We start from the raw sequence: 24569 nt of genomic DNA, 5'->3' as shown, positions 1-24569 counted from the left end.
AGGCCGCGAAATTTACGCAGATAGCAGACCTAAGTCAATAGCCTGCTTGAAGTTTTTCTGAAAAAGACAAAATTGCTTCAGGACCGTCACGCGCCCTACTCGCTGTAAATCATCTTCTTGCTCATGCCACCGTCAACGACGAACTCCTGCCCGGTGACAAACCCCGCATTGCGCGACAGCAACCACGCCACCATCGCCGCCACGTCTTCCACAGTGCCTACCCTGCCCGCAGGGTGCTGGGCGTGATCCGCATCCGTGAGCGGCTCGGCACGCCGCGCCGCCGGGTCACGGGCATCGATCCAGCCCGGGCTCACGGCATTGACCCGCACTTCCGGCCCCAGGCTCATGGCCAGCGCGTGGGTCAGGGCCAACAAACCGCCCTTGCTCGCCGCGTAGGCCTCGGTGTCCGGCTCCGACTGACGGGCCCGGGTCGAGGCCAGATTAACGATGGCGCCACCGTGGGCCCGCAGATACGGCGCACAGTGCTTGGCCAGCAGCATCGGCCCACTGAGGTTTACCGCCAGCACGCGATTCCAGTAAGCCAGGTCAAGGCTTTCCAGCGTGATATTACGTGGATCGGCGACTGCCGCATTGCAAACCAGTGCGTCCAGACGCCCGAACTGGCCGAGCACCTCGGCCACGCCCTGGGCGACCTGCCGCTCATCGGCCACGTCCATGGTGATAAACCAGGCGTTGTCGCCCAGCACCTTGGACACCTTGGAACCGCGCTCACGGTCGAGGTCCGTAAGCACCACCTGCCAGCCTTCGCTGATCAACCAGGCGGCAATCCCCAGGCCGATGCCCCGCGCCGCGCCAGTCACCAGCGCGACCCGTCCGTTACTGGCGGTTGCCGCCTCCATGGACCACTCGATCACAGGGCAGCCAACCCACGGGCCAGATCGGCCTGCAAGTCAGCAACGTCTTCCAGGCCCACCGCAATGCGGATCAGGCTGTCACGAATACCGGCCGCTTCACGCTCCTGCGGCGCCAGGCGGCCGTGGGAGGTGGTGCTTGGGTGAGTAATGGTGGTCTTGCTGTCACCCAGGTTGGCGGTAATGGAGATCAGGCGGGTTGCATCGATAAAGCGCCAGGCGCCCTCTTTTCCGCCCTTGACCTCGAAACTCACCACGGCGCCGAAACCACGCTGCTGGCGCTGGGCCAACTCGTGTTGCGGATGGCTCTTGAGGCCGGCGTAGTGGACCTTTTCGATACCATCCTGTTGCTCCAGCCACTCGGCCAGCGCCTGGGCGTTGGCACAATGGGCCTTCATCCGCAGGCTCAGGGTTTCCAGGCCTTTAAGGAAGATCCAGGCGTTGAACGGGCTCAGGGTCGGGCCAGCGGTGCGCAAGAAGCCCACCACTTCCTTCATCTGCTCGCTGCGCCCGGCAACCACACCGCCCATGCAACGGCCCTGGCCGTCGATGAACTTGGTGGCCGAGTGCACAACGATGTCCGCGCCCAGCTTCAGCGGCTGCTGCAGTGCCGGCGTGCAGAAGCAGTTGTCGACGATCAGCATCGCGCCCTTGGCATGAGCCACTTCGGACAATGCGGCAATGTCTACCAGCTCGGCCAACGGGTTGGACGGCGACTCGACGAACAGCAATCTGGTGTTGGCCTTGATGGCCGCGTCCCAGCCGGACAGGTCTGCCAGCGGCACGTAGTCGACTTCAATGCCAAAACGCTTGAAGTACTTTTCGAACAGGCTGATGGTCGAGCCAAACACGCTGCGCGACACCAGCACATGATCGCCGGCGCTGCACAGGCTCATGACCACCGCGAGAATCGCGGCCATGCCCGTGGCAGTGGCGACCGCCTGCTCGGCGCCTTCCAGCGCGGCGATACGCTCTTCGAATGCGCGCACGGTCGGGTTGGTGTAGCGCGAATAAACGTTGCCCGGCACTTCACCGGCAAAACGCGCTGCGGCGTCGGCCGCAGTGCGGAACACATAGCTGGAGGTAAAGAACATCGGATCACCGTGCTCACCTTCCGGGGTGCGGTGCTGGCCGGCGCGCACAGCCAGGGTATCGAAAGCTACGCCATCGAGGTCGCTATCCAGGCGACCGGCATCCCATTCCTGACTCATGCTCTACTCCTCAACTCGAATGCTTTATCAAAGATGCAAAACCGGCCCCTCAGGGCCGGTGTCTACTCAGTTGTTGTACAGGTCGATGATCGCGCTGACCGCCTGGGTCTTGATCTTCGAGGAATCGTTACGCGCCTGCTCGATCTTGTTCAGGTAGGCCTCGTCGACATCGCCAGTGACGTACTTGCCGTCGAACACCGCGCAATCGAACTCCTCGATCTTGATCTTGCCACCGCCAACCGCTTCGATCAGGTCCGGCAGGTCCTGGTAGATCAGCCAGTCGGCGCCGATCAGGTCTGCAACGTCCTGGGTCGAACGGTTGTGGGCGATCAGCTCGTGAGCGCTCGGCATGTCGATGCCGTACACGTTCGGGTAACGCACGGCAGGCGCGGCGGAGCAGAAGTAAACGTTCTTCGCCCCGGCTTCGCGGGCCATCTGGATGATCTGCTTGCAAGTGGTGCCACGCACGATGGAGTCATCCACCAGCATCACGTTCTTGCCGCGGAACTCCAGCTCGATCGCATTGAGCTTCTGGCGTACCGACTTCTTGCGCGCCGCCTGGCCCGGCATGATGAAGGTACGGCCGATGTAACGGTTCTTGACGAAGCCTTCGCGGAATTTCACGCCCAGGTGGTTCGCCAGCTCCAGCGCTGCGGTGCGGCTGGTGTCCGGGATCGGGATCACTACGTCGATGTCGTGGTCAGGACGCTCGCGCAGGATCTTGTCGGCCAGCTTCTCGCCCATGCGCAGGCGCGCCTTGTACACCGAAACACCGTCGATGATCGAATCCGGACGCGCCAGGTACACGTGTTCGAAAATGCACGGGGTCAGTTTCGGGTTCAGTGCGCACTGACGGGTGTGCAGCTTGCCGTCTTCAGTGATGTAGACCGCTTCGCCCGGTGCCAGGTCGCGGATCAGGGTGAAGCCCAGCACGTCCAGGGACACGCTTTCGGAGGCGATCATGTACTCGACGCCTTCGTCGGTGTGACGCTGGCCGAACACGATCGGGCGGATGCCGTGGGGGTCGCGGAAACCAACGATACCGTAGCCGGTCACCATTGCGACGACGGCGTAACCACCGACGCAACGGTTGTGCACGTCGGTCACGGCGGCGAACACGTCTTCTTCGGTCGGCTGCAGCTTGCCGCGCTGGGCCAGCTCGTGGGCGAACACGTTCAGCAGTACTTCGGAGTCCGAGTTGGTGTTGACGTGGCGCAGGTCAGATTCGTAAATCTCCTTGGCCAGCTGTTCAACGTTGGTCAGGTTGCCGTTGTGCGCCAGGGTGATGCCATACGGCGAGTTGACGTAAAACGGCTGGGCTTCGGCCGACGTCGAGCTGCCCGCTGTCGGGTAGCGTACGTGGCCAATGCCCATGTGCCCGACCAGGCGCTGCATGTGGCGCTGATGGAACACGTCACGCACCAGACCATTGTCCTTGCGCAGGAATAACCGGCCGTCGTGGCTGGTCACAATACCGGCAGCATCCTGGCCGCGGTGCTGGAGGACGGTTAGCGCGTCATACAGCGCCTGATTCACGTTCGACTTACCGACGATACCGACGATGCCACACATGCGACGCAACCCCTACTTAATGAATCTTGACTGAACACAACTTACTGAGGCGTTTTGGCCGGCAAGAGGTGTTCCTTGAACGGAAGATCAGCGGGTACGCTGATCCCGCTGGCCAGCCACTGACTGCTCCACCCCAAAATGAGGTTTTTGGACCAATCTGCAACCAATAGAAATTTTGGCACGAGTACAGACTCCTGCCACCACGAATCCTGCTGTACCGGCCCCAGGCTCAACAGCCCGACCGCCACAACCACCAGCAAGCCGCCACGTGCGGCGCCGAAGGCCATGCCGAGAAATCGATCGGTCCCGGAGAGGCCGGTGACGCGTATCAATTCGCCGATAAGATAATTGACCATTGCCCCCACCAACAACGTGGCGATGAACATGATGGCGCAGCCCGCGATGACGCGAGCCGAAGGTGTCTCGATGTATCCGGCCAGGTAGACCGACAATGAACCGCCGAACATCCAGGCTACAACCCCTGCGATGATCCATGTCAGCAACGACAGTGCTTCTTTAACGAAGCCGCGGCTTAGACTGATCAAAGCGGAGATGGCGACGATTGCAACGATCGCCCAGTCAACCCAGGTAAATGGCACAGTTCAGCCTACAGACGGATAAGGCGGCGCATTTTAGCAGAGCGCCGGGCTATCGGTAAGCTGTGATTGGCAGTGCATTTGAAATCAATGAGTTGCGCCAGATAAATGCAGAAGCCGGCTTGCTGGCGATGGCGGCCTCAAGGACGCCATCGCCGGCAAGCCGGCTCCTACAGTTTTAACCGCGCTCGGGCTGGAAGCGAACCACAAAACCCTTCAGGTTCTGCTGGCGATCCAGCAAGTCCCGCAGGCGATCGGCTTCGGCGCGCTCTATCAACGGTCCGATAAAGACCCGGTTCTTGCCGTCGGCGCTGCGGATATAGGCGTTGTAACCCTGGGTGCGCAGCTTTTTCTGCAGCGCATCAGCACTTTCGCGGTTAGCCAGGCTGGCCAGTTGGATCGACCAACTGATCGGCAAGCCATTCGGGTCAATACGGCTCTGCCCCACGTCCGGCTTGCCCGGTGCCGCCGGTTGCGGCGCCACAGGTTTTGGTGCTGGTGCCGGCGCTGCTGGCTTGGCCACAACCGCCGGAGCAGCAGGCGCAGGCTTGACCACCGGTACGCTCGGCTGAACCGGCATCGACGGCGCTTGCTGTGCGGCGACTTCATCGTCGGTCGGTACCGGCTCTTCTTCCGGCAGCGCTTGCGGCTCGGGAACTACCACCGGCTCAACCTGAACCTGAGGCACCGCCGGCGCCTGGGGCGCAGCCGGGGCTTCGACGGTCACCTGGCGCTGCTCGTCCTGACGGGAAAACAGCATCGGCAGAAAAATCACCGCCAACGCCACCAGAACCAGGGCTCCGACCATTCGCTGCTTGTATGCGCTATCCAGTAATGCCATGTGCAGCTTCCTCCGTGGAGCGCCGGGCCAACCACTCGAGTGCCTCGGCAACACAATAAAATGATCCGAACAACAGAATCTCATCCTCAGGCGTCGCAATCGCGCACTGGGCTTCCAGGGCGGCTGTCACGCTTGCATGGGACGTCACCGACGCACCAAGGTTCTGTAACGCCACCTGCAACTCGACGGCAGGACGACTGCGCGGTGTATCCAGCGGCGCAACCGCCCAGGCTTGAACGTTGCCCAGCAACGGCGCAACCACGCCATCCAGGTCCTTGTCGGACAACAAGCCGAACACCGCCAGTCGGCGACCGGCGGGTGGCGTGCGCGCCAGGCGCTTGGCCAGGTATTCAGCGGCATGAGGGTTATGCCCCACATCCAGCAGTAGATTCAGGCGCTTGCCATTCCAGTCGAAGGCTCGTCGATCAAGACGCCCCACCACCCGAGTAGCCTGCAACGTAGCGGCAATCTGCTCGGCATGCCAGGGCAAATCCAGCAACAGGTAGGCTTGCAGTGCGAGCGCGGCGTTTTCCATCGGCAGGTTCAGCAGCGGCAGGTCACGCAATTCAACGGCCTGGCCACGCGCATCAAGCCCGCGCCACTGCCAATGCTGGTCGCCGATCTCGAGATTGAACTCACGCCCACGCAGGAAGAACGGGCAATCCAGCTCACGCACCTTGTCCAGCAAGGTATGCGGCGGATCGAGGTCGCCGCACAGTGCAGGCTTGCCCTGACGGAAGATCCCGGCCTTTTCATAGGCCACGGATTCACGGGTGTTACCCAGGTAGTCGGCGTGGTCGACACCAATGCTGGTGATCAGCGCCAGGTCGGCATCCACCACATTGACCGTGTCCAGACGCCCGCCCAAGCCGACTTCCAGCACCACCACATCGAGTTGCGCACGCTCGAACAGCCAGAACGCCGCGAGGGTGCCCATTTCGAAATACGTCAGGGAAATTTCGCCACGCCCGGCATCGAGTGCGGCGAAGGCTTCGCAGAGTTGCTCGTCAGTGGCTTCGACGCCATTGAGTTGCACCCGCTCGTTGTAGCGCAGCAGGTGCGGCGAGTTGTACACGCCGACCTTCAAGCCCCGGGCTTGCAGCAAGGCGGCGACAAAGGCGCAGGTAGAGCCCTTGCCGTTGGTGCCGGTCACCGTGATCACACGCGGTGCCGGCCTGCCCAACCCGAGGCGGGTCGCTACCTGTTGCGAGCGCTCCAGGCCCATGTCGATGGCTGACGGATGCAACTGCTCAAGGTAGGCGAGCCATTCGCCCAGGGTACGTTGGGTCATATGTTTGCAGGCACCGGTGGCACGACAATCGGTTCTACTTTAGGCGCGACGTACACAGGTGTCGGCAGGCCCATCATTTGTGCCAGCAGGTTACCCAGGCGCGGACGCAGTTCGGAACGGGCGATGATCATGTCGATCGCGCCGTGCTCCAGCAGGAACTCACTGCGCTGGAAGCCTTCCGGCAGTTTTTCGCGCACGGTTTGCTCGATAACACGCGGGCCGGCGAAACCGATCAGGGCTTTTGGCTCACCGACGATCACGTCACCCAGCATTGCCAGGCTGGCGGACACGCCGCCGTAGACCGGGTCGGTCAACACGGAGATGAACGGAATGCCTTCTTCACGCAGACGCGCCAGTACCGCAGAGGTCTTGGCCATTTGCATCAGGGAAATCAGTGCTTCCTGCATCCGCGCGCCGCCGGAGGCTGCGAAGCAGATCATCGGGCAACGATTTTCCAGGGCGTAGTTGGCGGCACGTACAAAACGCTCACCGACGATGGCGCCCATGGAGCCGCCCATGAAGGAGAATTCGAAGGCAGAAACCACTACCGGCATGCCCAGCAGCTTGCCGCTGACGGAGATCAGCGCGTCCTTCTCACCGGTCTGCTTCTGGGCAGCGGTCAGGCGGTCCTTGTACTTCTTGCCGTCGCGGAATTTCAGACGGTCGACCGGCTCCAGGTCAGCGCCCAGTTCGGAGCGACCATCGGCGTCGAGGAAGATATCAATGCGGGCGCGGGCGCCGATACGCATGTGGTGGTTGCACTTGGGGCAAACGTCCAGGGTCTTTTCCAGCTCCGGGCGGTACAACACCGCGTCGCAGGAAGGGCACTTGTGCCAAAGACCTTCAGGAACCGAGCTTTTCTTCACCTCGGAACGCATGATCGAGGGGATCAGTTTGTCTACTAACCAGTTGCTCATGCTTTCTTTCTCCAGTACCGGCGGCCTGAACACAGCCCCGCGTATGCCCTTGAGCTAAATTCATATGTGGCGATGACACAAGCTGGACGGGGTCAGACGTTCGACCTGCCATTTCCTGCCTGCGCCCTCAGCCTTCCAGACAACCTGCCGTGCAGGGTTGCCACTTCATTTCCGGGCCTCCCACAGGCGGCGCCGGGCTGTTTTACACAGTGGTAGTTATGGACGGCGGCAGACTGCCAGCCGTCACATCGTCCCGCTGCTGTCGCGCACGGCTTGCATGAATGCGCGAATCTTTGCGTGATCCTTGATGCCCTTGCCCTGCTCCACCCCGCCGCTGACGTCCACCGCGTACGGCCGAACCTGCCGGATGGCGCCTGCCACGTTGCCCGGGTTCAGGCCTCCCGCCAGGATGATCGGCTTGCTCAAGCCTTCGGGAATCAACGACCAGTCGAACGCTTCGCCGGTGCCGCCGGGAACGCCTTCGACGTAGGTGTCGAGAAGAATCCCGCGGGCGCCAGTGTAAGCAGCGCACGCCCCAGCAATATCGTCGCCGGCCTTGACCCGCAGCGCCTTGATATACGGGCGCTGATAGCTTTCGCACTCGTCAGGGCTTTCATCGCCATGGAACTGCAGCATGTCGAGTTGCACGGCATCGAGGGTTTCATTGAGTTCGCAGCGGCTGGCGTTGACGAACAACCCCACGGTGGTCACGAACGGCGGCAGCGCGGCAATGATTGCCCGCGCCTGCAACACATTCACCGCCCGCGGGCTTTTGGCATAAAACACGAAACCGATGGCATCGGCCCCCGCCTCGACCGCCGCCAACGCGTCTTCTATGCGGGTAATCCCGCAAATCTTGCTGCGAACGGCAGACATGTCGATGAAACCTCAGGGCGTGTCCGGGAAAGTCCCGGATGGTAACAAATGCTTTTGAGGGCGTCAGCCGCCAAGTTCGCTGAAACCTGTGAGGAAGTGTGGCCCGATGAACCGCTGCGGCAATTCGAACTCGTCGCGGTACTCCACATCCACCAGGTACAGGCCGAACGGATGCGCCGTGACGCCACCGGTGCGACGAACACGGCTTTCCAGCACTTCCCTGGCCCACTCCACCGGACGCTCGCCGGTACCGATGGTCATCAGTACCCCGGCGATATTGCGCACCATATGGTGCAGGAAGGCACCGGCGCGGATATCCAGGACGATCATCTTGCCGTGGCGGGTTACCCGCAGGTGATGAACTTCCTTGATCGGCGACTTGGCCTGGCACTGGCCGGCACGAAACGCGCTGAAATCGTGGATGCCCACCAGATGCTGGGCCGCCTCAGCCATTCGATCGGCGTCCAGCGGGCGGTGGTTCCAGGTGATTTCTTCGTTGAGGTGCGCCGGGCGGATCTGATCGTTGTAGATCACATAGCGATAACGCCGGGCGATGGCCTTGAAGCGCGCATGAAAGTGCGCCGGCATCACCTTGGCCCAACTGACGCTGACGTCGTGGGGCAAGTTGATATTGGCGCCCATGACCCACGCCTTCATCGTGCGCTCGGCCTGGGTGTCAAAGTGCACCACTTGCCCGCAAGCGTGTACACCGGCGTCGGTACGCCCGGCACACATCAGCGAGACCGGCGAGTCGGCGACTTTCGACAGGGCCTTCTCCAGGGTTTCCTGCACCGTCGGCACGCCGGAGGCCTGGCGCTGCCAGCCACGATAGCGCGAACCTTTGTATTCCACGCCCAGGGCGATTCTGAAAAAGCCTGCGGCCGCCATTTCGGCGGCCGCGTTATCTATATTTGCCAAGAACTGAGAGCCTGATGAGTTGCGCAAAGGCGGCCATTATAAGGCCGCACGCCGGGGACGCCATGAGTTTGGTGCCCGGAAAACAAAACGGCAGCCCGAAGGCTGCCGTGGTGTTCGCCGGATGTATCAAGCCAGCCGGCTGAGCATTTCCTTGGCTTCGCCTTTCTGGCCGTCATCGCCTTCATTCAACACTTCGGCCAGGATATCCCGCGCGCCGTCGGCGTCGCCCATGTCGATGTAGGCCTGGGCCAGGTCGAGCTTGGTCGCCACTTCGTCGGTGCCGGAGAGGAAGTCGAATTCCGGCTCGTCGCCACCCAGCGCCGCGTCTTCGGCGGTAAAGGACGGTTCGATCGGCGGATGTTCCAGGCTTTGCGACAGGCGATCCAGCTCGGCGTTGACGTCGTCAAGCTCCGAGGCGAACGCGTCCGGCTTGGCCGCTGCAGGCGCTTCGGGCTCGTCGGCCAGGGACAGGTCGAAGTCTTCCGGCAGGTCGAGGTCGTCCAGGTCGGTCGGCGTCAGGGTCGGCGGTTCTACCGGCGGCAGGTCCTTCATCTGGCCTTCAAGGCCGGAGAGGAAGTCGTCGTCGGACTGGGTCGACGATGGCGGATCGAGTTGCAGGTCCAGGTCGAAGTCCGAGAGGTCTTCTTCGCTGGCCTTGGCCTCGGTCTGCTGCTGCAGCACGGACTCAAAGCTCAGGTCGTCCGATTGCGGGTTGACCACGGCCGGCGAAGCGGCTTCCAGGTCGTCCAGGCTCAGGTCGAAATCGGTGTCAAACGCGTCCAGCTCCGGCGCAGGTTCCGGCGCGGGTGCAGGCGGCGCGGGCTCGTCCTTGAGCAGGTCCTTGACGTACTGGGCGTCGAGGGCCGCAGCGGCAACAGCAGCGCTGACACCCGCCGCGAGCACAGCCATGGCCGGGAAGCGGCTTTTCAGCTGTTCAACCTGGGCGTGATTGTCGCCGTTGGCGACCAGTTGGCGCTCCTGGGTGACAAACCCGTCCTTGTTACCCTGCAAACCGTGCACTTCCATCAGTTTAAGGCGCAGGTCGCTGCGGGCAGGCTCTTGCTTGATCGCCTCTTCCAGCACTTCAGCGGCCTGGTTCAGGTGACCACGATCGATGTGCGACTGGGCTTGTGCCAGGGCGTCGACTGGACGCTCGGCAGCAACCGGGGCGACAACCGGCGCAACGACTGGAGCCACCACCGGTGCAACGACTGCCGCTGGAGCTGGCGCCAGCTTGACGTTCGGCGGCGGTACATCAAGGCCTTCGAAACTGTCGGATGGCAAATCATGATCGATGTTCGGTGCAAACTCCGGCTCTTCAGCCAGGGCCCGCGCCATGCGCAGGTGTTTTTCTTCTTCAAGGCGCGCGTTGCGATGACGGGCCCACAGCAGCAGAAGCAACAGCACCAGCAAACCTGCCGCGCCGCCGATCACGCCGAGCACGATCGGGTTGGTCAGCAGGTCGTTGAATTTGCCTTCGGTGGTGGCCGGTGCCGCGTCAGCCTTGACCGGCGTCTCGACCGGCGCAGCCACCGGCGTTGCGGCAGCCGCCGGCGCGGCCGGTTGTGCAGCCAGCTCGGCCGGCATTGCAGCCGGAGCAGCAGGCTGCGCAGCAGCGCCACCCGGGGCCTGCAACTTGGCCAGCTGATTGTTCTTGAGCTCGATCAGCCGCTGCAGCTTGTCCAGCTGACTCTGCAGGTCAGCCATGCGGCTTTTCAGTTCTTCATTTTCGCGACGGGTCGAATCCAGGCTTTCCTGGGTCACCGCCAGCTTGTTGTTCAGGGCACGGCTGTCACCTGCGCCGCCTTTTACGCCCTTCTTGGCCGCTTCGGCCGAGACCAGGCTCAAGTTGTCCTTGGTATTGGCCTGGGACGGTGCATTACCCGCCTGTGTACGCTTGGTGGCGTCCAGTTGCGCCTTGCCGGCGAGCTGATTGCCACCGCGACGACCTTCGCGCCACGCAGCGTTTTGCGCAGTGACTTCAGCAATCGCCTGGGGCTGCGGCAGGCTGGTGCTCTGGCCCGAATCCGGCAGGCGCAGGACCTGGCCGGTTTTCATCCGGTTGATGTTGCCATCGATAAAGGCGTCAGGGTTCAGCGCCTGAATGGCCAGCATGGTTTGCTGCACCGAGGCGCCATTGCGGTTCTTCGCGGCGATTTCCCACAATGTATCGCGGGAAGTCGTGGTGTGTTCCTTGGCTTTGCTGATTGTCGGCGCGGTGGCCGGCGAGTTCAGGCGTGGCGCGGGCGCCGCTGCGGGCGCACCGGCTGCCGGGGTCGACTGGTCGAACTTGGCCGGGTCGAGCAACACGCTGTAGTCGCGCATCAGCCGGCCGTTGGGCCATTGCACTTGCAGCAGGAAACGCACATAGGAATCAGGCAGCGGCTTGCTGGAGGTGACACGCACCACGCTGCGGCCGTTGGGGTTGACCACCGGGGTGAAGGTCAGGTCGTTCAGGAACGCCTGGCGATCGACGCCCGCATCCACGAAGGCCTGGGACGACGCCAGGCTGGGGGTGATCTCGGAGGCGGTCAGGCCACCGACGTCGAGCAACTCGATTTCCACCGACAGCGGCTGGTTCAGCTTCGACTTGAGGGTCATCTCCCCAAGTTGCAGTGCTTGCGCCATACCGGAGGACAGCGCCGAGGCGGCCGCTATTGCTAACACCAGTTTGCGAACTTGAACCATAGCCTCATCCTTTTTGAACACTCCCCGGCCTGCGAGAAGGTGGGTAACCGCTGCCATTAGGCATGGCGAGCCGATAGATCACCGACGCGCAATTTTTCCAGCTTGGGGCCAAGCATAGCGCTTGGCTAGAATCAATCTACAAATTGCCGCCAAGTATCTTTTACACAAGGCCTTTTATCAACAACTGCGCCAGCTGTACGGCGTTCAGTGCGGCCCCTTTGCGTACGTTATCTGACGTCAGCCACAAATTTAGTTCCGCCGGATCATCGACACCGGCGCGCACCCGGCCCACATAGACCACGTCCTGACCGACCGCATCGCCAACAGCAGTAGGGTAATCGCCCTCTTCAACCAACTCGACACCCGTTGCCGAGTCCAGGGCCAGGTTGACGGCAGCGAGGTCCACCGCTGCACCCAATTGCAGGGACACAGTCAGGCTATCGCCAAAAAACACCGGGGCTTGAACGCAAGTGACGGAAATCTTTAGCAAAGGCATTTCCAGCACGGCGCGCAATTCGTGCACCAGGCGCTTTTCCAGCGCGGTGTGGCCTTGGGCGTCAGGCTTGCCGACCTGGGCCAGCAGGTTGAAAGCCATCTGCCGGTCGAAGAACTTCGGCTCCAGCGGACGTACGTTCAACAGTTCGGCGGTCTGGCGGGCGAGTTCACTGACGGCTTCACGGCCCTGGGCGGAAACGGCCAGGTTGGCGGTGACATTGACGCGCTGGATATCCAGCAAGCCGCGCAGCGGCGCGAGCACCACGGCCAGGGCGGTGGCGGACGGGCTTGGGCTGCTGACTTGATACGGTTTTTTCAGGCCATCCAGCACTTGGGCGTTGGCTTCCGGGACCACGTGCGGCGCCTGATCGGCCGGCAAGGCGCCAGACAAGTCGATCAGGGTACAGCCGGCGGCGGTGGCGCGCGGCGCGAAACTCAGGGTGACCGCAGGGCCGGCAGCGAAGAACACCAGCTGGACTTTGCTGAAATCAAATTCGTCGACTTCCCGCACCCGCACGTTTTTGCCGCGAAACGGCACCGAATGCCCGGCCGATTCGCTGCTGGCCAGCAGGTGCAGGTTGCCCACCGGGAAGTCCTGCTCTTCGAGGATTTGCACCAGGGTTTCGCCAACGGTGCCGGTGGCGCCGATCACGGCAATATCAAAGGTCTGGGTCATGGGGGCTGCCTCGGGCATTGCGGGGGGAGCGGCACTTTACCGGGTGGCTGGGGGTGAGGCAATTGAGATGGGGCTTGTGGTGTGGCGGATGGCCCCATCGCGGGCAAGCCCGGCTCCCACAGTTGACCGAGTAGTTCAGGCAAACACCCTTCACTGTGGGAGCCGGGCTTGCCCGCGATGAGGCCCGAAAGCGCAATAAAAAACCCGCGCCTGTCACCAGAACGCGGGTTTCTTATTGCAGGCAGCGATTACCGCTCCAGCAAGATCCGCAGCATGCGGCGCAACGGCTCAGCCGCGCCCCACAGCAGTTGGTCGCCGACGGTGAACGCGCCGAGGTACTGAGTCCCCATGTTCAGCTTGCGCAGACGGCCAACCGGCACATTCAGGGTACCGGTCACCTTGTTCGGGCTCAGTTCCTGGATGCTGATATCGCGGTTGTTCGGCACCAGCTTGACCCAAGGGTTGTGCTGGCTGATCAGCCCTTCGATATCGGCGATCGGCACGTCTTTGTTCAGCTTGATGGTCAGCGCCTGGCTGTGGCAGCGCATGGCGCCGATGCGCACGCAGATGCCGTCCACCGGGATCGGGCTCTTGAAGCGACCAAGAATCTTGTTGGTCTCGGCCTGGGCCTTCCACTCTTCACGGCTCTGGCCGTTAGGCAGCTCCTTGTCGATCCACGGGATCAGGCTACCGGCCAATGGCACACCGAAGTTCTCGGTCGGGTAGGCTTCACTGCGCATGGCTTCAGCCACACGGCGGTCGATGTCGAGGATCGCGCTGGCCGGGTCAGCCAGTTGATCGGCAACAGCGGCATGGGTCGCGCCCATTTGCTTGATCAGTTCACGCATGTTCTGCGCGCCGGCACCGGAGGCCGCCTGATAGGTCATGGCGCTCATCCACTCCACCAGGCCGGCTTCGAACAAGCCGCCCAGGCCCATCAGCATCAGGCTGACGGTGCAGTTGCCACCGATGTAGTTCTTGGTGCCCGCGTCCAGCTGCTGGTCGATCACCTTGCGGTTCACCGGGTCCAGCACGATCACCGCGTCGTCCTGCATGCGCAGGCTGGAAGCGGCGTCGATCCAGTAACCCTGCCAGCCGGCTTCACGCAGCTTGGGGAAGACTTCGCTGGTGTAGTCGCCGCCCTGGCAGGTCAGAATGACGTCGAGGGTCTTCAGTTCTTCAATGTTGTAGGCATCCTTGAGCGGCGCAATGTCCTTGCCCACAGACGGCCCTTGACCACCCACATTGGAAGTGGTGAAAAACACCGGCTCAATAAGATCGAAATCCTGCTCTTCCAGCATCCGCTGCATGAGCACGGAACCGACCATACCGCGCCAACCGATCAGACCTACACGTTTCATCGCAACTACACCTTGTTCAAAAGTGGGCCGCCTTGCAGCAACATCTGCAAGCGGGCCCGAGAGATTACAGATTCCGCAGCGCGGCGACTACTGCGTCGCCCATTTCTTGCGTACCGACCTTGGTGCAACCCTGGGACCAGATGTCGCCGGTGCGCAGGCCTTGGTCCAGCACCAGGCTCACGGCCTTCTCGATGGCATCTGCGGCGTCAGTCAGGTTGAAGCTGTAACGCAGCATCATCGACACCGACAAAATGGTCGCCAACGGGTTGGCAATGCCCTGCCCCGCGATATCCGGCGCCGAACCGTGGCACGGCTCGTACATGCCCTTGTTGTTGGCATCCAGGGACGCCGACGGCAGCATGCCGATGGAACCGGTGAGCATCGACGCCTGGTCGGACAGGATGTCGCCGAACAGGTTGTCGGTGACGATCACGTCGAACTGCTTCGGTGCACGCACCAGCTGCATGGCGGCGTTGTCGACGTACATGTGGCTCAGCTCAACGTCCGGGTAGTCCTTGGCGACTTCCTCGACAATTTCACGCCACAGCTGGCTGGACGCCAATACGTTGGCCTTGTCCACCGAGCAGACTTTCTTGCCACGCACGCGGGCCATGTCGAAACCGACACGGGCGATACGGCGGATTTCACTCTCGCTGTACGGCAGGGTGTCGTAGGCCTGGCGCTCACCATTCTCCAACTCGCGCACGCCCCGTGGCGAGCCGAAGTAGATACCGCCGGTCAGTTCGCGAACGATCAGGATGTCCAGGCCGGACACGATTTCCGGCTTCAGGCTGGAAGCATCGGCCAGTTGCGGGTAGAGAATCGCCGGGCGCAGGTTGCCGAACAGGCCCAGTTGCGCACGGATTTTCAGCAAGCCGCGCTCAGGGCGGATGTCACGTTCGATCTTGTCCCATTTCGGGCCACCCACGGCGCCCAGCAGCACGGCGTCGGCCGCGCGGGCACGGTCCAGGGTTTCGTCGGCCAGGGGCACGCCGTGCTTATCGATGGCCGCGCCGCCGATCACGTCGTGGCTCAATTCGAAGCCCAGGCTGTACTTGGTATTGGCCACTTCCAGGACCTTGACCGCTTCGGCCATGATTTCCGGACCAATGCCGTCGCCAGGGAGAATCAGAATCTGCTTGCTCATGCGTTCCTCATTTCATCAAGCGACCCGCCCGCAGGCAGGTCGGGAAAAATTAATCAGCGTTCGGCCCACACCACCAGCACGTCGGTGCTGAAGGTGCCGTCGGCTTGAATCTCGAAATAGTCCCGCACTTCCTGGCCCATCGCCTTTTGCAGCGCCAGGATCGCAGCACGCAAGACCTCTGGCGTGCGCATGCGCTCAACCCACGAGGTGTATTCCAGGCGCAGGCGCTGGCGGCTGCTGTTGCGCACATGCAAACCGGCTTCGCTGAGCTGGTGCATCCACTCGCCGGCGGAATAATCGCGCACGTGGCTGGTGTCGCGCAGCACTTCGACGGTTTGCAGGTAAGTGTCCAACAGCGGGCTGCCCGGTGACAAGACGTCAATAAACGCTGCCACGCCGCCCGGCTTGAGCACGCGGCGCACTTCACGCAGGGCCAGGCCAAGGTCGCTCCAGTGGTGGGCCGAGTAGCGGCTGAACACGAAGTCGAATTCACCGTCGGCAAACGGCAGGCGCTCGGCGGCGCCGTGCACGGTGCGAATGTTGTCCAGCCCACGGTCCACGGCAGCCGCGGCGACCACATCGAGCATTTGCTGGGACAGGTCGTAGGCCACCACTTCTTTAACCAGCGGTGCCACGTTGAAGCTCACATGACCGGCGCCGCACCCCAGGTCCAGCAGTCGCGCAGCGCCCTGCCCGGCCAGTTCGGCCTGGAGCAGCGCGAACTCGGTGCCTTGAGCGTGAACGGCGCTGCTCAGGTAGGCCGAGGCCTGTTCGCCGAATTGCTTTTGCACGACTTGGGTGTGGACGGTGCTGGTCATGGTGATTTTCCTTGGGTTTTGGGGTGTTTGTACGGGCGCTATCGCAGGCAAGCCAGCTCCTACAGTTGACCGAGTTCACGATCAAAAAGTGGGAGCGGGCTTGCCCGCGATGGGCCCGCACGGCCTACCTCAAATCAAGCGTCGCGAAACAACCACGGCTGGCTCGCTCGGTGCTTTGTTTCAAATGCTGCAATCGCATCGCCGTCCTGCAAGGTCAGGCCGATGTCGTCCAGGCCATTGATCAGGCAGTGCTTGCGGAAGGCGTCCACTTCAAAGTGGTACACCTTGCCGTCCGGACGGGTCACGGTCTGCGCCGCCAGGTCGATGGTCAACTGGTAGCCCACATCGGCTTCCACTTGCTGGAACAACTCATCCACTTCGGCATCGCTCAAGATGATCGGCAGCAAGCCGTTCTTGAAGCTGTTGTTGAAGAAGATGTCGGCGTAGCTCGGCGCGATGATGCTGCGAAAGCCATATTCTTCCAGGGCCCACGGCGCGTGCTCACGGCTGGAGCCGCAACCGAAGTTTTCCCGGGCCAGCAACACACTGGCGCCCTGGTAACGCTCGGCGTTGAGTACAAAGTCCTTGTTCAACGGGCGCTTGGAGTTGTCCTGGTAGGCGTAGCCCACGTCCAGGTAGCGCCACTCGTCGAACAGGTTCGGGCCGAAACCGGTGCGCTTGATCGACTTCAAGAACTGCTTCGGAATGATCTGGTCGGTGTCCACGTTGGCACGGTCCAACGGCGCGACTAAACCGGTGTGTTGGGTAAAAGCTCTCATCGGGTATTCCTCAGATCAATTCGCGAACGTCGATGAAACGACCGTTGACGGCAGCGGCGGCGGCCATGGCCGGGCTAACGAGGTGGGTACGGCCACCGGCGCCCTGACGCCCTTCGAAGTTACGGTTGGAGGTAGACGCGCAATGCTCGCCCGATTCCAAACGGTCCGGGTTCATCGCCAGGCACATCGAGCAGCCCGGCTCGCGCCATTCAAAACCGGCTTCGAGGAAGATCTTGTCCAGGCCTTCAGCCTCGGCCTGGGCTTTGACCAGACCCGAACCTGGCACCACGATCGCCTGCTTGATGGTCGAGGCGACTTTGCGGCCCTTGGCGATCACCGCCGCAGCGCGCAAGTCTTCGATCCGCGAGTTGGTGCAGGAGCCGATGAATACACGGTCCAACTGAATGTCGGTGATCGCCTGGTTGGCTTTCAGGCCCATGTACTTCAAGGCGCGCTCGATGGAGCCACGCTTGACCAGGTCGGTTTCCTTGGCCGGGTCCGGCACGTGTTGATCAACGGCCAACACCATTTCCGGCGAGGTGCCCCAGCTGACTTGCGGCTTGATCTGGGTCGCGTCGAGTTCAACCACGGTGTCAAACACCGCATCGGCGTCGGAAACCAGGTCTTTCCAGGCTTCAACCGCCGCGTCCCAATCGGCACCGGTGGGTGCGAATGGACGGCCCTTGACGTAGGCAATGGTCTTTTCGTCCGCCGCCACCATGCCCACACGGGCACCGGCTTCGATGGACATGTTGCAGATGGTCATGCGGCCTTCGATGGACAGGTCGCGAATCGCGCTGCCGGCGAATTCGATGGCATGGCCGTTACCGCCGGCGGTGCCGATCTTGCCGATCACGGCGAGCACGATGTCTTTGGCAGTGACGCCGAAAGGCAATTCACCCTCGACCGACACCAGCATGTTCTTCATTTTCTTGGCGACGAGGCACTGGGTGGCGAAGACGTGCTCCACCTCGGACGTACCAATACCGTGAGCCAGGGCACCAAACGCACCGTGGGTGGAGGTGTGGGAGTCGCCGCAGACCACGGTCATGCCGGGCAACGTGGCGCCCTGCTCCGGGCCGATCACGTGGACGATCCCTTGACGCACGTCATTCATCTTGAATTCGGTGATGCCATATTCGTCGCAGTAATCATCGAGGGTCTGCACCTGGAGGCGCGACACGGTGTCGACGATGGCGTCGATCCCGCCTTTACGCTCAGGCGTGGTCGGCACGTTGTGGTCCGGGGTGGCGATGATCGAGTCGACGCGCCAAGGCTTGCGCCCGGCCAGTCGCAGGCCTTCGAACGCTTGGGGCGAGGTCACTTCATGGATGATGTGACGGTCGATGTAGATCAGCGACGACCCATCATCGCGCCGTTTCACTTCATGGGAATCCCAAAGCTTGTCGTAAAGCGTTTTGCCGGCCATCACTCGGTCCTCATCAGGTGTTTCTATGCCCCGGGCCTTGAACGATTCAATAACCCTTTGGCTTGTGAGGCTGATGGTATGGCGCTACATTAAATAACTCAAATTCATATTTTTTATGCTTTGGATTACCAACTGGAATACGACAATGGACCTGGCCAACCTCAATGCCTTTATCGCCATCGCCGAGACCGGCAGCTTCTCCGGCGCCGGTGAACGCCTGCACCTGACCCAACCGGCCATCAGCAAGCGCATCGCCGGTTTAGAGCAGCAATTAAAGGTGCGACTGTTCGACCGGCTGGGGCGTGAAGTCGGCCTCACCGAGGCCGGCCGCGCGTTATTGCCCCGGGCCTATCAGATTCTCAACGTGCTGGACGACACCCGCCGCGCCCTGACCAACCTCACCGGCGAGGTCAGTGGGCGCCTCACTCTGGCCACCAGCCATCACATTGGCCTGCATCGCCTGCCGCCGGTGCTGCGCACGTTTACCCGGGAATACCCGAACGTGGCCCTGGATATTCAGTTTCTCGATTCGGAAGTGGCCTACGAAGAAATCCTCCATGGCCGCGCCGAAGTGGCGGTGATCACCCTGGCCCCGGAGCCGCACACCCTGGTGCGTGCGACACCGGTGTGGGACGACCCGCTGGATTTCGTGGTGGCACCGGAACACAGCCTGATCAGCAATGGCAGCGTCAGCCTGGCGGACATCGCCCGGCACCCGGCGGTGTTTCCCGGTGGCAACACCTTTACCCACCATATCGTGCAGCGGTTGTTCGAGGCCCAGGGCCTGACGCCGAACATCGCCATGAGCACCAACTACCTGGAAACCATCAAGATGATGGTCTCCATTGGCCTGGCGTGGAGCGTGTTGCCGCGCACCATGCTCGATGATCAAGTGGCGCGCATCGCTTTGCCGGGCATACAGCTCAGTCGCCAGCTAGGCTATATCGTGCACACCGAAAGGACGCTGTCGAACGCTGCGCGGGCTTTCATGAGCCTATTGGATGCACAGGTCGATCTGCCAGGGAATCAGGCTTGAATCGCCGTGGCCCGTAGACCGTGAACCCGCGCCGAACGCCCAATGAGCCAAGGCCCTTTGATAATGCGCAACCCCGTCGATACCGTGCCACCCCTGCCCCGCATCTACGCCCTGGACCCACAGGAGGCGGAGCAAAGCTGGGACAGCGCGCCGCAACTGCTGGCGGCGCTCAACGCTGCCCGGCTGGGCGCCTGGAGCTGGGACATCGATACCGGCCGGATAAGCTGGTCCCGGGGTACCCAGGCGTTGTTTGGCTTCGATCCCCGCCAGCCGCTGCCCAAGGACCTGGAATACCTCGACCTGCTGCCCGCCGAAGACCGGGCCAAAGTGGTGCGGGCGTTTCACGCGGTGCTGGCGGGCGAACCGTTCGCCCAGGCCATGCATCACCGCATCCAATGGCCGGATGGCAGCCTGCACTGGCTGGAAATCAACGGTAGCCTGCAGCCGGAAAAGACCGGTCGCCGCCGGATGATCGGAGTGATCCGCGAGATCACCCAGCAGCGCGAGCGTGAGCACGCCCTCAGCCATTCGGAAAAGCGCTTCGCCACGCTGTTTCACCTGTGCCCGCTGATGGTGCTGCTGACGCGCCAGGCCGACGGCCTGATCAGCGAAGCCAACCAGTACTTCGAAAGCCTGTTCGGCTGGCCGCTGGCCGATGCCATCGGCCGCAGCACCCTCGACCTGGGCCTCTGGGTGCACCCCGAGCAACGCGCGCTGCTGATCAAGGCCACCCAGCGCAAAGGCACCCCCATCACCATGGAGGTGCAGTTTCGCGCCAGCAACGGGCAAATCCACGACGGCACCCTCAGCGCCCAGAAAGTCGAGCTGGACGGCGAGGACTACCTGATCAGCACCTTCCTCGACACCACTGAACGCAAGAATGCCGAGCAAGCCCTCAAGGACAGCCAGGAACGCCTCGACCTGGCCCTGGACTCGGCACAGCTGGGCACCTGGGACTGGCACATTCCCAGCGGCATGCTCTACGGCTCGGCCCGCGCCGCCCAATTACACGGCCTGGAACCCCAACCGTTCCACGAATCCTTCGACGCCTTTTTTGAAGGCATGCCCGACGAAGAGCGCGAGAACATGCGCAACGCCTACCGCACCCTGCGGGAAGGCCCGGCGGGCAACTACCAACTGACCTATCGCGTGCAACTGGAAGATGGCAGCTCCCGCTACCTGGAGAGCCGCGCCCGCCTCTATCGCGATGACCTGGGCGTGCCACTGCGCATGGCCGGGACCCTGCTGGACATCACCGACCAGGTTGAACGCGAGCAACGCCTGATCGCCTCGGAAGAAAAATTTGCCAGCCTGTTCCTCGCCAGCCCCGACCCGATTTGCGTCACGCGCCTGGAAACCGGGCAGTTCATCGAGATCAACCCCGCCTTCACCCAAACGTTCGGCTGGACTGCCGCCGAGGTGATCAACAACAACGCCGAACAGATCGGCCTGTGGGACGAGTCCAGCCAGCGCCTGCAACGCATCGAGCAGGTGATTCGCGAACAGGCCCTGAGCAACGTGGCAATCATTGTCCATCACAAAAACGGCCAGACGCTGACGTGCGTGATTTCCAGCCGTCTGATCCAGGTCGGCGACCAGCCCTGCATTGTCACCACCCTGCGGGACATCACCCAGCAGCAACGCTCGGAAGCGGCGCTCAAGGCCAGCGAAGAGAAATTCGCCAAGGCCTTTCACTCCAGCCCCGACGCCGTGTCGATCACCGAGCGCGATACCGGGCGCTACGTGGAAGTGAATGACGGCTTCTGCCGCCTGACCGGCTACCGCGCCGAAGAGGCGATTGGCCTGACGCTGTACCAGATCGGTATCTGGGCCGATGAAAACCAGCGTGCCGCGCTGCTGGCCGAGCTGCAGATCAAGGGCCGCATTCATCACCTGGAAATGCTCTGGCACAACAAGCGCGGCGACGTGCTGGCGGTTGAAGTGTCGGTGGAACCCATCACCCTCAATGAAACCCCGTGCCTGCTGCTGACCGCCCGGGACGTGAGCCTGCTGAAAAATGCCCAGGCGCAGATTCGCCACCTGGCCTATCACGACCCGCTGACCAACCTGCCCAACCGAGCCTTGCTGATGGACCGCCTGAGCCAGCAGATCGCCCTGCTCAAGCGCCACAACCTGCGGGGCGCCCTGCTGTTTCTCGACCTGGACCACTTCAAGCACATCAATGATTCCCTCGGCCACCCGGTGGGCGACACGGTGCTGAAGATCGTCACCGCGCGCCTCGAAGCCAGCGTGCGCATGGAAGACACCGTGGCCCGCCTGGGTGGCGATGAGTTTGTGGTGCTGCTCAGCGGCCTGGAAGGTACGCGCCAGCAAGTCAGCGCTCAGGTCCAGGAGCTGGCCGATACCCTGCGCGAACTGTTATCCGAACCGATGTTTCTCGACGGCCACCGGCTGCAGGTCACCCCGAGCATTGGCGTGGCACTGATTCCCGATCACGGTTCCACCCCGGCGGATTTGCTCAAGCGCGCCGACATCGCCCTGTACCGGGCCAAGGATTCCGGGCGCAACACCACCCAGATGTTCCACAACAGCATGCAGAAAACCGCCAGCGAGCGGCTGCGCATGGAAACCGACCTGCGCCTGGCCTTGTCTCGCGGTGAATTCAGCGTGCACTACCAGCCACAGGTGGATGCCCGGGGCAACCGGATCGTCGGCGCTGAAGCCCTGGTGCGCTGGCAGCACCCGCAACTGGGCGCGCAATCGCCGACGGAATTCATCAAGGTGCTGGAAGACAGCGGGCTGATTCTGGAAGTAGGCACCTGGATCCTCGACGAGGCCTGCGGGACGTTCGCCCGGCTGATCGCCGAGGGCCTGGTGGACCCGTTGAACTTCAGCCTGTGCGTCAACATCAGCCCACGGCAGTTTCGCCAGAACGACTTTGTCGAACGGGTGGAACGCAGCCTGCGTACTCACCACCTGCCCTTTACACTGCTGAAACTGGAAATCACCGAAGGCATCGTGATCCAGAACCTGGACGACACCATCAGCAAAATGCGCCGCCTGAAGAAACTCGGTGTGAGTTTTGCGATGGATGACTTTGGCACCGGCTATTCATCACTGACGTACCTCAAGCGCCTGCCAGTGGACGCGCTGAAGATCGACCAGTCGTTCGTGCGCGATGCGACCCATGACCCCAACGACGCAGAAATCATCCGTGCCATTGTGGCCATGGCTCGCAGCCTGAACCTGGAGGTGATTGCCGAGGGCGTGGAAACCCCTGAGCAACTGGCGTTTCTGCAGGGATTGGGTTGCCATCTATACCAAGGGTATCTGCACAGTCGGCCAGTGCCCGCCGAGGGATTTCGACAGCTCTTGTTGTAGGCCTAGACCAGCTTTATAGCGAAGCTGTTCGGGTTATTCCAGGTCGACGACGCCAGCGATTCCTTGGAACCATAGAGGTCTATGACGCCGTTTACGGCCACGACTGAATGCTGATAGTTGGCCAGGGTGCCCAATGCCCCATTGGCCAACTCCCGGGCAGTACTCGGCCGCGTATAGGCGTAGAGCCCCAGACGGCGGAATGCCTCTCCCGGGGCTTCACCATTGTTGAGGGTGTCCATTGCCACCTCAAAACCCTGTGCTGCACGGCCCTCGTGATTTTCCAACTGCGCCCGCTTGGCACTCACCGCGTATAAAAAGTTGGCATCCTTGAGCAGCACCTTATCAGCACCGTTAAGGTTGGAATGTTGCTCGGCCTTTTTCAGCTCTTCGTGGGTAATGCGCAACGTAAAACCGTCTCGCATGACGACTGCGTAGCCATTCTCTGTTGCGCTGATCTGCTTGTAGATACCCGCGGGATTTTGCCCCAGCTTCATCATGGCGGCTTTCATCGCAGAAACGGTCACGCAATTACCTTCTACACCCTGGTAAAACCCACCCCAGATATTCGCCGGCTTGACCCCAACCGGCACCCTGGAAAGTTGAACGGTGTCTGTGCCCGGATTAATGAGTACCTCATGCGTCAGGGTTTCATCGCCGGTAAGCCTGTAGCCCAGGGCTCTGTCGAGCCCCTCCGGCTTCTGATAGTTATGCTTGACTCCCCCGAGCACCAAGGATGCACCACTATAATGTGTATCCATGACACCAACAGTGTCCTTGCCCTGCAGGAAATCCGAAGAGACGTATTGCATGAAGCCAATCATGCCCAGTCCCTTTAAAGCCCGATGCACTGTTTCACCGGACAGGGTCTTCGTCAGCGCATCGTTAAAGCCAGAGTTTGCACCGGCGTCCAAGGCCTCCATCTGTTTACGTTTCACAAACGCGGCAATTATGAAGTTGGCGTCCTGTATCGCACCCGGGTCGTTACCAGCAAACCTTGATGCCTGCGTCGCACGCTTCAATTCGTCGTGGGTCACACTCACCGTGTAACCGTCCCTCATGGTGATGTCGTATCCCTCGGCAGACGGCTTTACTTCCTCAAATACATCGGCAGGGCTTTGACCAAATTTGAGCATCATCATCTTGATGACTGCCGCATGGGTGCTGACATCAAAGTGCTCGCCAAAACTTCGCTCAATTGCAGTGAAAGCGTTAACGATGTCTTTAGGTGTTGCGCTGTGTTTCCTCAATGAAAAATCTGCCGAGGGATCGGGCATGACTGGCTTTGGAAGATCTAACGGAGCCGGCTTGTCAGGTATCACTTTTACGGAAGGCTGTGCGTCCGGGGTTATTATTTTTTTATCTGTCGCTGTTGCATCGCTACCGAGCATCTCCCGCAGCCAGCCCATGATTGTATTCAGGGACGTTAATATATCTGTCCAGGCATCATTCCCGGACGCCCGAGGGCCATACACACTTTTATCGGAAGTAACGTTAAGCCCCGAAGTGTTGCTGGCGGATATAGGTCCTTGGCTGCTCTTTTCCAAAAATGGAGCGTGTGAGAATTCATTGCCCTTCAAACCGCTCAAAGCTGAATAAACCATCTCCTGCTTCTCCACATTTATAATTAACGTGCAATCACGGCGAGACAGCATCGAGCCAACCAACAGGCACAGTGACCCTGCCGGGGGGGTTGAGTCGACCTCA

19 protein-coding genes are annotated in these 24569 nt (G+C 61.7%); 2 read left to right on the top strand and 17 right to left on the bottom strand.

Going from position 1 to position 24569, the window contains the following annotated elements; translation table 11 throughout:
* Positions 1-95 precede the first annotated feature (95 nt).
* The 16 genes from P3C29_RS02370 to leuC all read right to left on the bottom strand — a co-directional run bounded on the left by P3C29_RS02370 (position 96) and on the right by leuC (position 18487).
* Positions 96-860 carry an SDR family oxidoreductase gene (locus P3C29_RS02370; RefSeq protein ID WP_010175731.1) on the bottom strand — a complete coding sequence of 255 codons (765 nt, stop codon included), beginning with the start codon at positions 858-860 and terminating at the stop codon, positions 96-98.
* An 11-nt stretch (positions 861-871) separates the two neighbouring features.
* A complete protein-coding gene (locus tag P3C29_RS02365) occupies positions 872-2083 on the bottom strand; it encodes an O-succinylhomoserine sulfhydrylase (RefSeq protein WP_169387647.1) in 1212 nt (403 codons plus the stop codon).
* Positions 2084-2149: 66 nt separating this feature from the next.
* Entirely contained in the window at positions 2150-3655 is a 1506-nt protein-coding gene (purF, locus tag P3C29_RS02360; RefSeq protein WP_003212683.1) for an amidophosphoribosyltransferase, read from the bottom strand.
* A gap of 41 nt (positions 3656-3696) precedes the next feature.
* Positions 3697-4254 carry a CvpA family protein gene (locus P3C29_RS02355; RefSeq protein ID WP_003212681.1) on the bottom strand — a complete coding sequence of 186 codons (558 nt, stop codon included), beginning with the start codon at positions 4252-4254 and terminating at the stop codon, positions 3697-3699.
* Between the two features lie 175 nt (positions 4255-4429).
* On the bottom strand, positions 4430-5092 hold the full coding sequence (locus tag P3C29_RS02350; protein ID WP_010175738.1) for an SPOR domain-containing protein: 663 nt from the start codon (positions 5090-5092) through the stop codon (positions 4430-4432).
* Positions 5076-6383, bottom strand: coding sequence for a bifunctional tetrahydrofolate synthase/dihydrofolate synthase (gene folC / locus P3C29_RS02345; protein WP_275963828.1), 1308 nt, complete (start codon positions 6381-6383; stop codon positions 5076-5078). The genes P3C29_RS02350 and folC overlap by 17 nt, the downstream gene beginning before the upstream one ends.
* A complete protein-coding gene (accD, locus tag P3C29_RS02340) occupies positions 6380-7300 on the bottom strand; it encodes an acetyl-CoA carboxylase, carboxyltransferase subunit beta (RefSeq protein ID WP_010175741.1) in 921 nt (306 codons plus the stop codon). The genes folC and accD overlap by 4 nt, the downstream gene beginning before the upstream one ends.
* 243 nt (positions 7301-7543) lie before the next feature.
* Positions 7544-8176, bottom strand: a complete 633-nt coding sequence (locus tag P3C29_RS02335; RefSeq protein WP_201122723.1) for a phosphoribosylanthranilate isomerase — start codon at positions 8174-8176, stop codon at positions 7544-7546.
* A gap of 63 nt (positions 8177-8239) precedes the next feature.
* Positions 8240-9064, bottom strand: a complete 825-nt coding sequence (truA, locus tag P3C29_RS02330; RefSeq protein WP_201126139.1) for a tRNA pseudouridine(38-40) synthase TruA — start codon at positions 9062-9064, stop codon at positions 8240-8242.
* Positions 9065-9220: 156 nt separating this feature from the next.
* Positions 9221-11782: a FimV/HubP family polar landmark protein gene (locus P3C29_RS02325; protein ID WP_275963827.1), complete on the bottom strand. Its 2562-nt coding sequence runs from the start codon at positions 11780-11782 to the stop codon at positions 9221-9223.
* 160 nt (positions 11783-11942) lie between these two features.
* Positions 11943-12953, bottom strand: coding sequence for an aspartate-semialdehyde dehydrogenase (locus tag P3C29_RS02320; RefSeq protein WP_201122719.1), 1011 nt, complete (start codon positions 12951-12953; stop codon positions 11943-11945).
* Positions 12954-13201: 248 nt separating this feature from the next.
* A complete protein-coding gene (gene asd / locus P3C29_RS02315; protein ID WP_010175747.1) occupies positions 13202-14314 on the bottom strand; it encodes an aspartate-semialdehyde dehydrogenase in 1113 nt (370 codons plus the stop codon).
* A 64-nt stretch (positions 14315-14378) separates the two neighbouring features.
* Positions 14379-15461, bottom strand: a complete 1083-nt coding sequence (gene leuB / locus P3C29_RS02310; protein WP_201122717.1) for a 3-isopropylmalate dehydrogenase — start codon at positions 15459-15461, stop codon at positions 14379-14381.
* 53 nt (positions 15462-15514) lie between these two features.
* The gene (locus tag P3C29_RS02305; RefSeq protein WP_201122715.1) at positions 15515-16279 is read right to left on the bottom strand and encodes a class I SAM-dependent methyltransferase; all 765 of its coding nucleotides are present in this window, start codon (positions 16277-16279) and stop codon (positions 15515-15517) included.
* 134 nt (positions 16280-16413) lie between these two features.
* Positions 16414-17058 carry a 3-isopropylmalate dehydratase small subunit gene (gene leuD, locus P3C29_RS02300; protein ID WP_010175750.1) on the bottom strand — a complete coding sequence of 215 codons (645 nt, stop codon included), beginning with the start codon at positions 17056-17058 and terminating at the stop codon, positions 16414-16416.
* A gap of 10 nt (positions 17059-17068) precedes the next feature.
* Complete coding sequence (gene leuC / locus P3C29_RS02295; RefSeq protein ID WP_010175751.1) at positions 17069-18487, bottom strand: 3-isopropylmalate dehydratase large subunit; 1419 nt, start codon at positions 18485-18487, stop codon at positions 17069-17071.
* A 145-nt stretch (positions 18488-18632) separates the two neighbouring features.
* Here leuC and P3C29_RS02290 point away from each other — a divergent pair, with 145 nt between their 5' ends.
* Both P3C29_RS02290 and P3C29_RS02285 read left to right on the top strand, forming a co-directional pair.
* Positions 18633-19523: a LysR family transcriptional regulator gene (locus P3C29_RS02290; RefSeq protein ID WP_003212656.1), complete on the top strand. Its 891-nt coding sequence runs from the start codon at positions 18633-18635 to the stop codon at positions 19521-19523.
* Between the two features lie 63 nt (positions 19524-19586).
* The gene (locus P3C29_RS02285; RefSeq protein WP_201122710.1) at positions 19587-22865 is read left to right on the top strand and encodes an EAL domain-containing protein; all 3279 of its coding nucleotides are present in this window, start codon (positions 19587-19589) and stop codon (positions 22863-22865) included.
* 2 nt (positions 22866-22867) lie between these two features.
* On the opposite strand, the gene P3C29_RS02280 is transcribed toward P3C29_RS02285, so the two are convergent.
* Entirely contained in the window at positions 22868-24517 is a 1650-nt protein-coding gene (locus P3C29_RS02280) for a hypothetical protein (protein ID WP_275963826.1), read from the bottom strand.
* Positions 24518-24569 lie beyond the last annotated feature (52 nt).

This window comes from Pseudomonas sp. 1912-s (assembly GCF_029269205.1).
Classification (GTDB): Bacteria; Pseudomonadota; Gammaproteobacteria; order Pseudomonadales; family Pseudomonadaceae; genus Aquipseudomonas.
Note: the sequence above shows the minus strand (reverse complement) of the source record. Positions and strands in the feature narration are given on the sequence as shown.

Coding starts and splice junctions, on each gene's coding strand:
- P3C29_RS02370 (WP_010175731.1), bottom strand. CDS start 860: ATGGAGGCGGCAACCGCCAGTAACGGACGGGTCGCGCTGGTGACTGGC.
- P3C29_RS02365 (WP_169387647.1), bottom strand. CDS start 2,083: ATGAGTCAGGAATGGGATGCCGGTCGCCTGGATAGCGACCTCGATGGC.
- purF (WP_003212683.1), bottom strand. CDS start 3,655: ATGTGTGGCATCGTCGGTATCGTCGGTAAGTCGAACGTGAATCAGGCG.
- P3C29_RS02350 (WP_010175738.1), bottom strand. CDS start 5,092: ATGGCATTACTGGATAGCGCATACAAGCAGCGAATGGTCGGAGCCCTG.
- folC (WP_275963828.1), bottom strand. CDS start 6,383: ATGACCCAACGTACCCTGGGCGAATGGCTCGCCTACCTTGAGCAGTTG.
- accD (WP_010175741.1), bottom strand. CDS start 7,300: ATGAGCAACTGGTTAGTAGACAAACTGATCCCCTCGATCATGCGTTCC.
- P3C29_RS02335 (WP_201122723.1), bottom strand. CDS start 8,176: ATGTCTGCCGTTCGCAGCAAGATTTGCGGGATTACCCGCATAGAAGAC.
- truA (WP_201126139.1), bottom strand. CDS start 9,064: ATGGCGGCCGCAGGCTTTTTCAGAATCGCCCTGGGCGTGGAATACAAA.
- P3C29_RS02325 (WP_275963827.1), bottom strand. CDS start 11,782: ATGGTTCAAGTTCGCAAACTGGTGTTAGCAATAGCGGCCGCCTCGGCG.
- P3C29_RS02320 (WP_201122719.1), bottom strand. CDS start 12,953: ATGACCCAGACCTTTGATATTGCCGTGATCGGCGCCACCGGCACCGTT.
- asd (WP_010175747.1), bottom strand. CDS start 14,314: ATGAAACGTGTAGGTCTGATCGGTTGGCGCGGTATGGTCGGTTCCGTG.
- leuB (WP_201122717.1), bottom strand. CDS start 15,461: ATGAGCAAGCAGATTCTGATTCTCCCTGGCGACGGCATTGGTCCGGAA.
- P3C29_RS02305 (WP_201122715.1), bottom strand. CDS start 16,279: ATGACCAGCACCGTCCACACCCAAGTCGTGCAAAAGCAATTCGGCGAA.
- leuD (WP_010175750.1), bottom strand. CDS start 17,058: ATGAGAGCTTTTACCCAACACACCGGTTTAGTCGCGCCGTTGGACCGT.
- leuC (WP_010175751.1), bottom strand. CDS start 18,487: ATGGCCGGCAAAACGCTTTACGACAAGCTTTGGGATTCCCATGAAGTG.
- P3C29_RS02290 (WP_003212656.1), top strand. CDS start 18,633: ATGGACCTGGCCAACCTCAATGCCTTTATCGCCATCGCCGAGACCGGC.
- P3C29_RS02285 (WP_201122710.1), top strand. CDS start 19,587: ATGCGCAACCCCGTCGATACCGTGCCACCCCTGCCCCGCATCTACGCC.
- P3C29_RS02280 (WP_275963826.1), bottom strand. CDS start 24,517: ATGCTGTCTCGCCGTGATTGCACGTTAATTATAAATGTGGAGAAGCAG.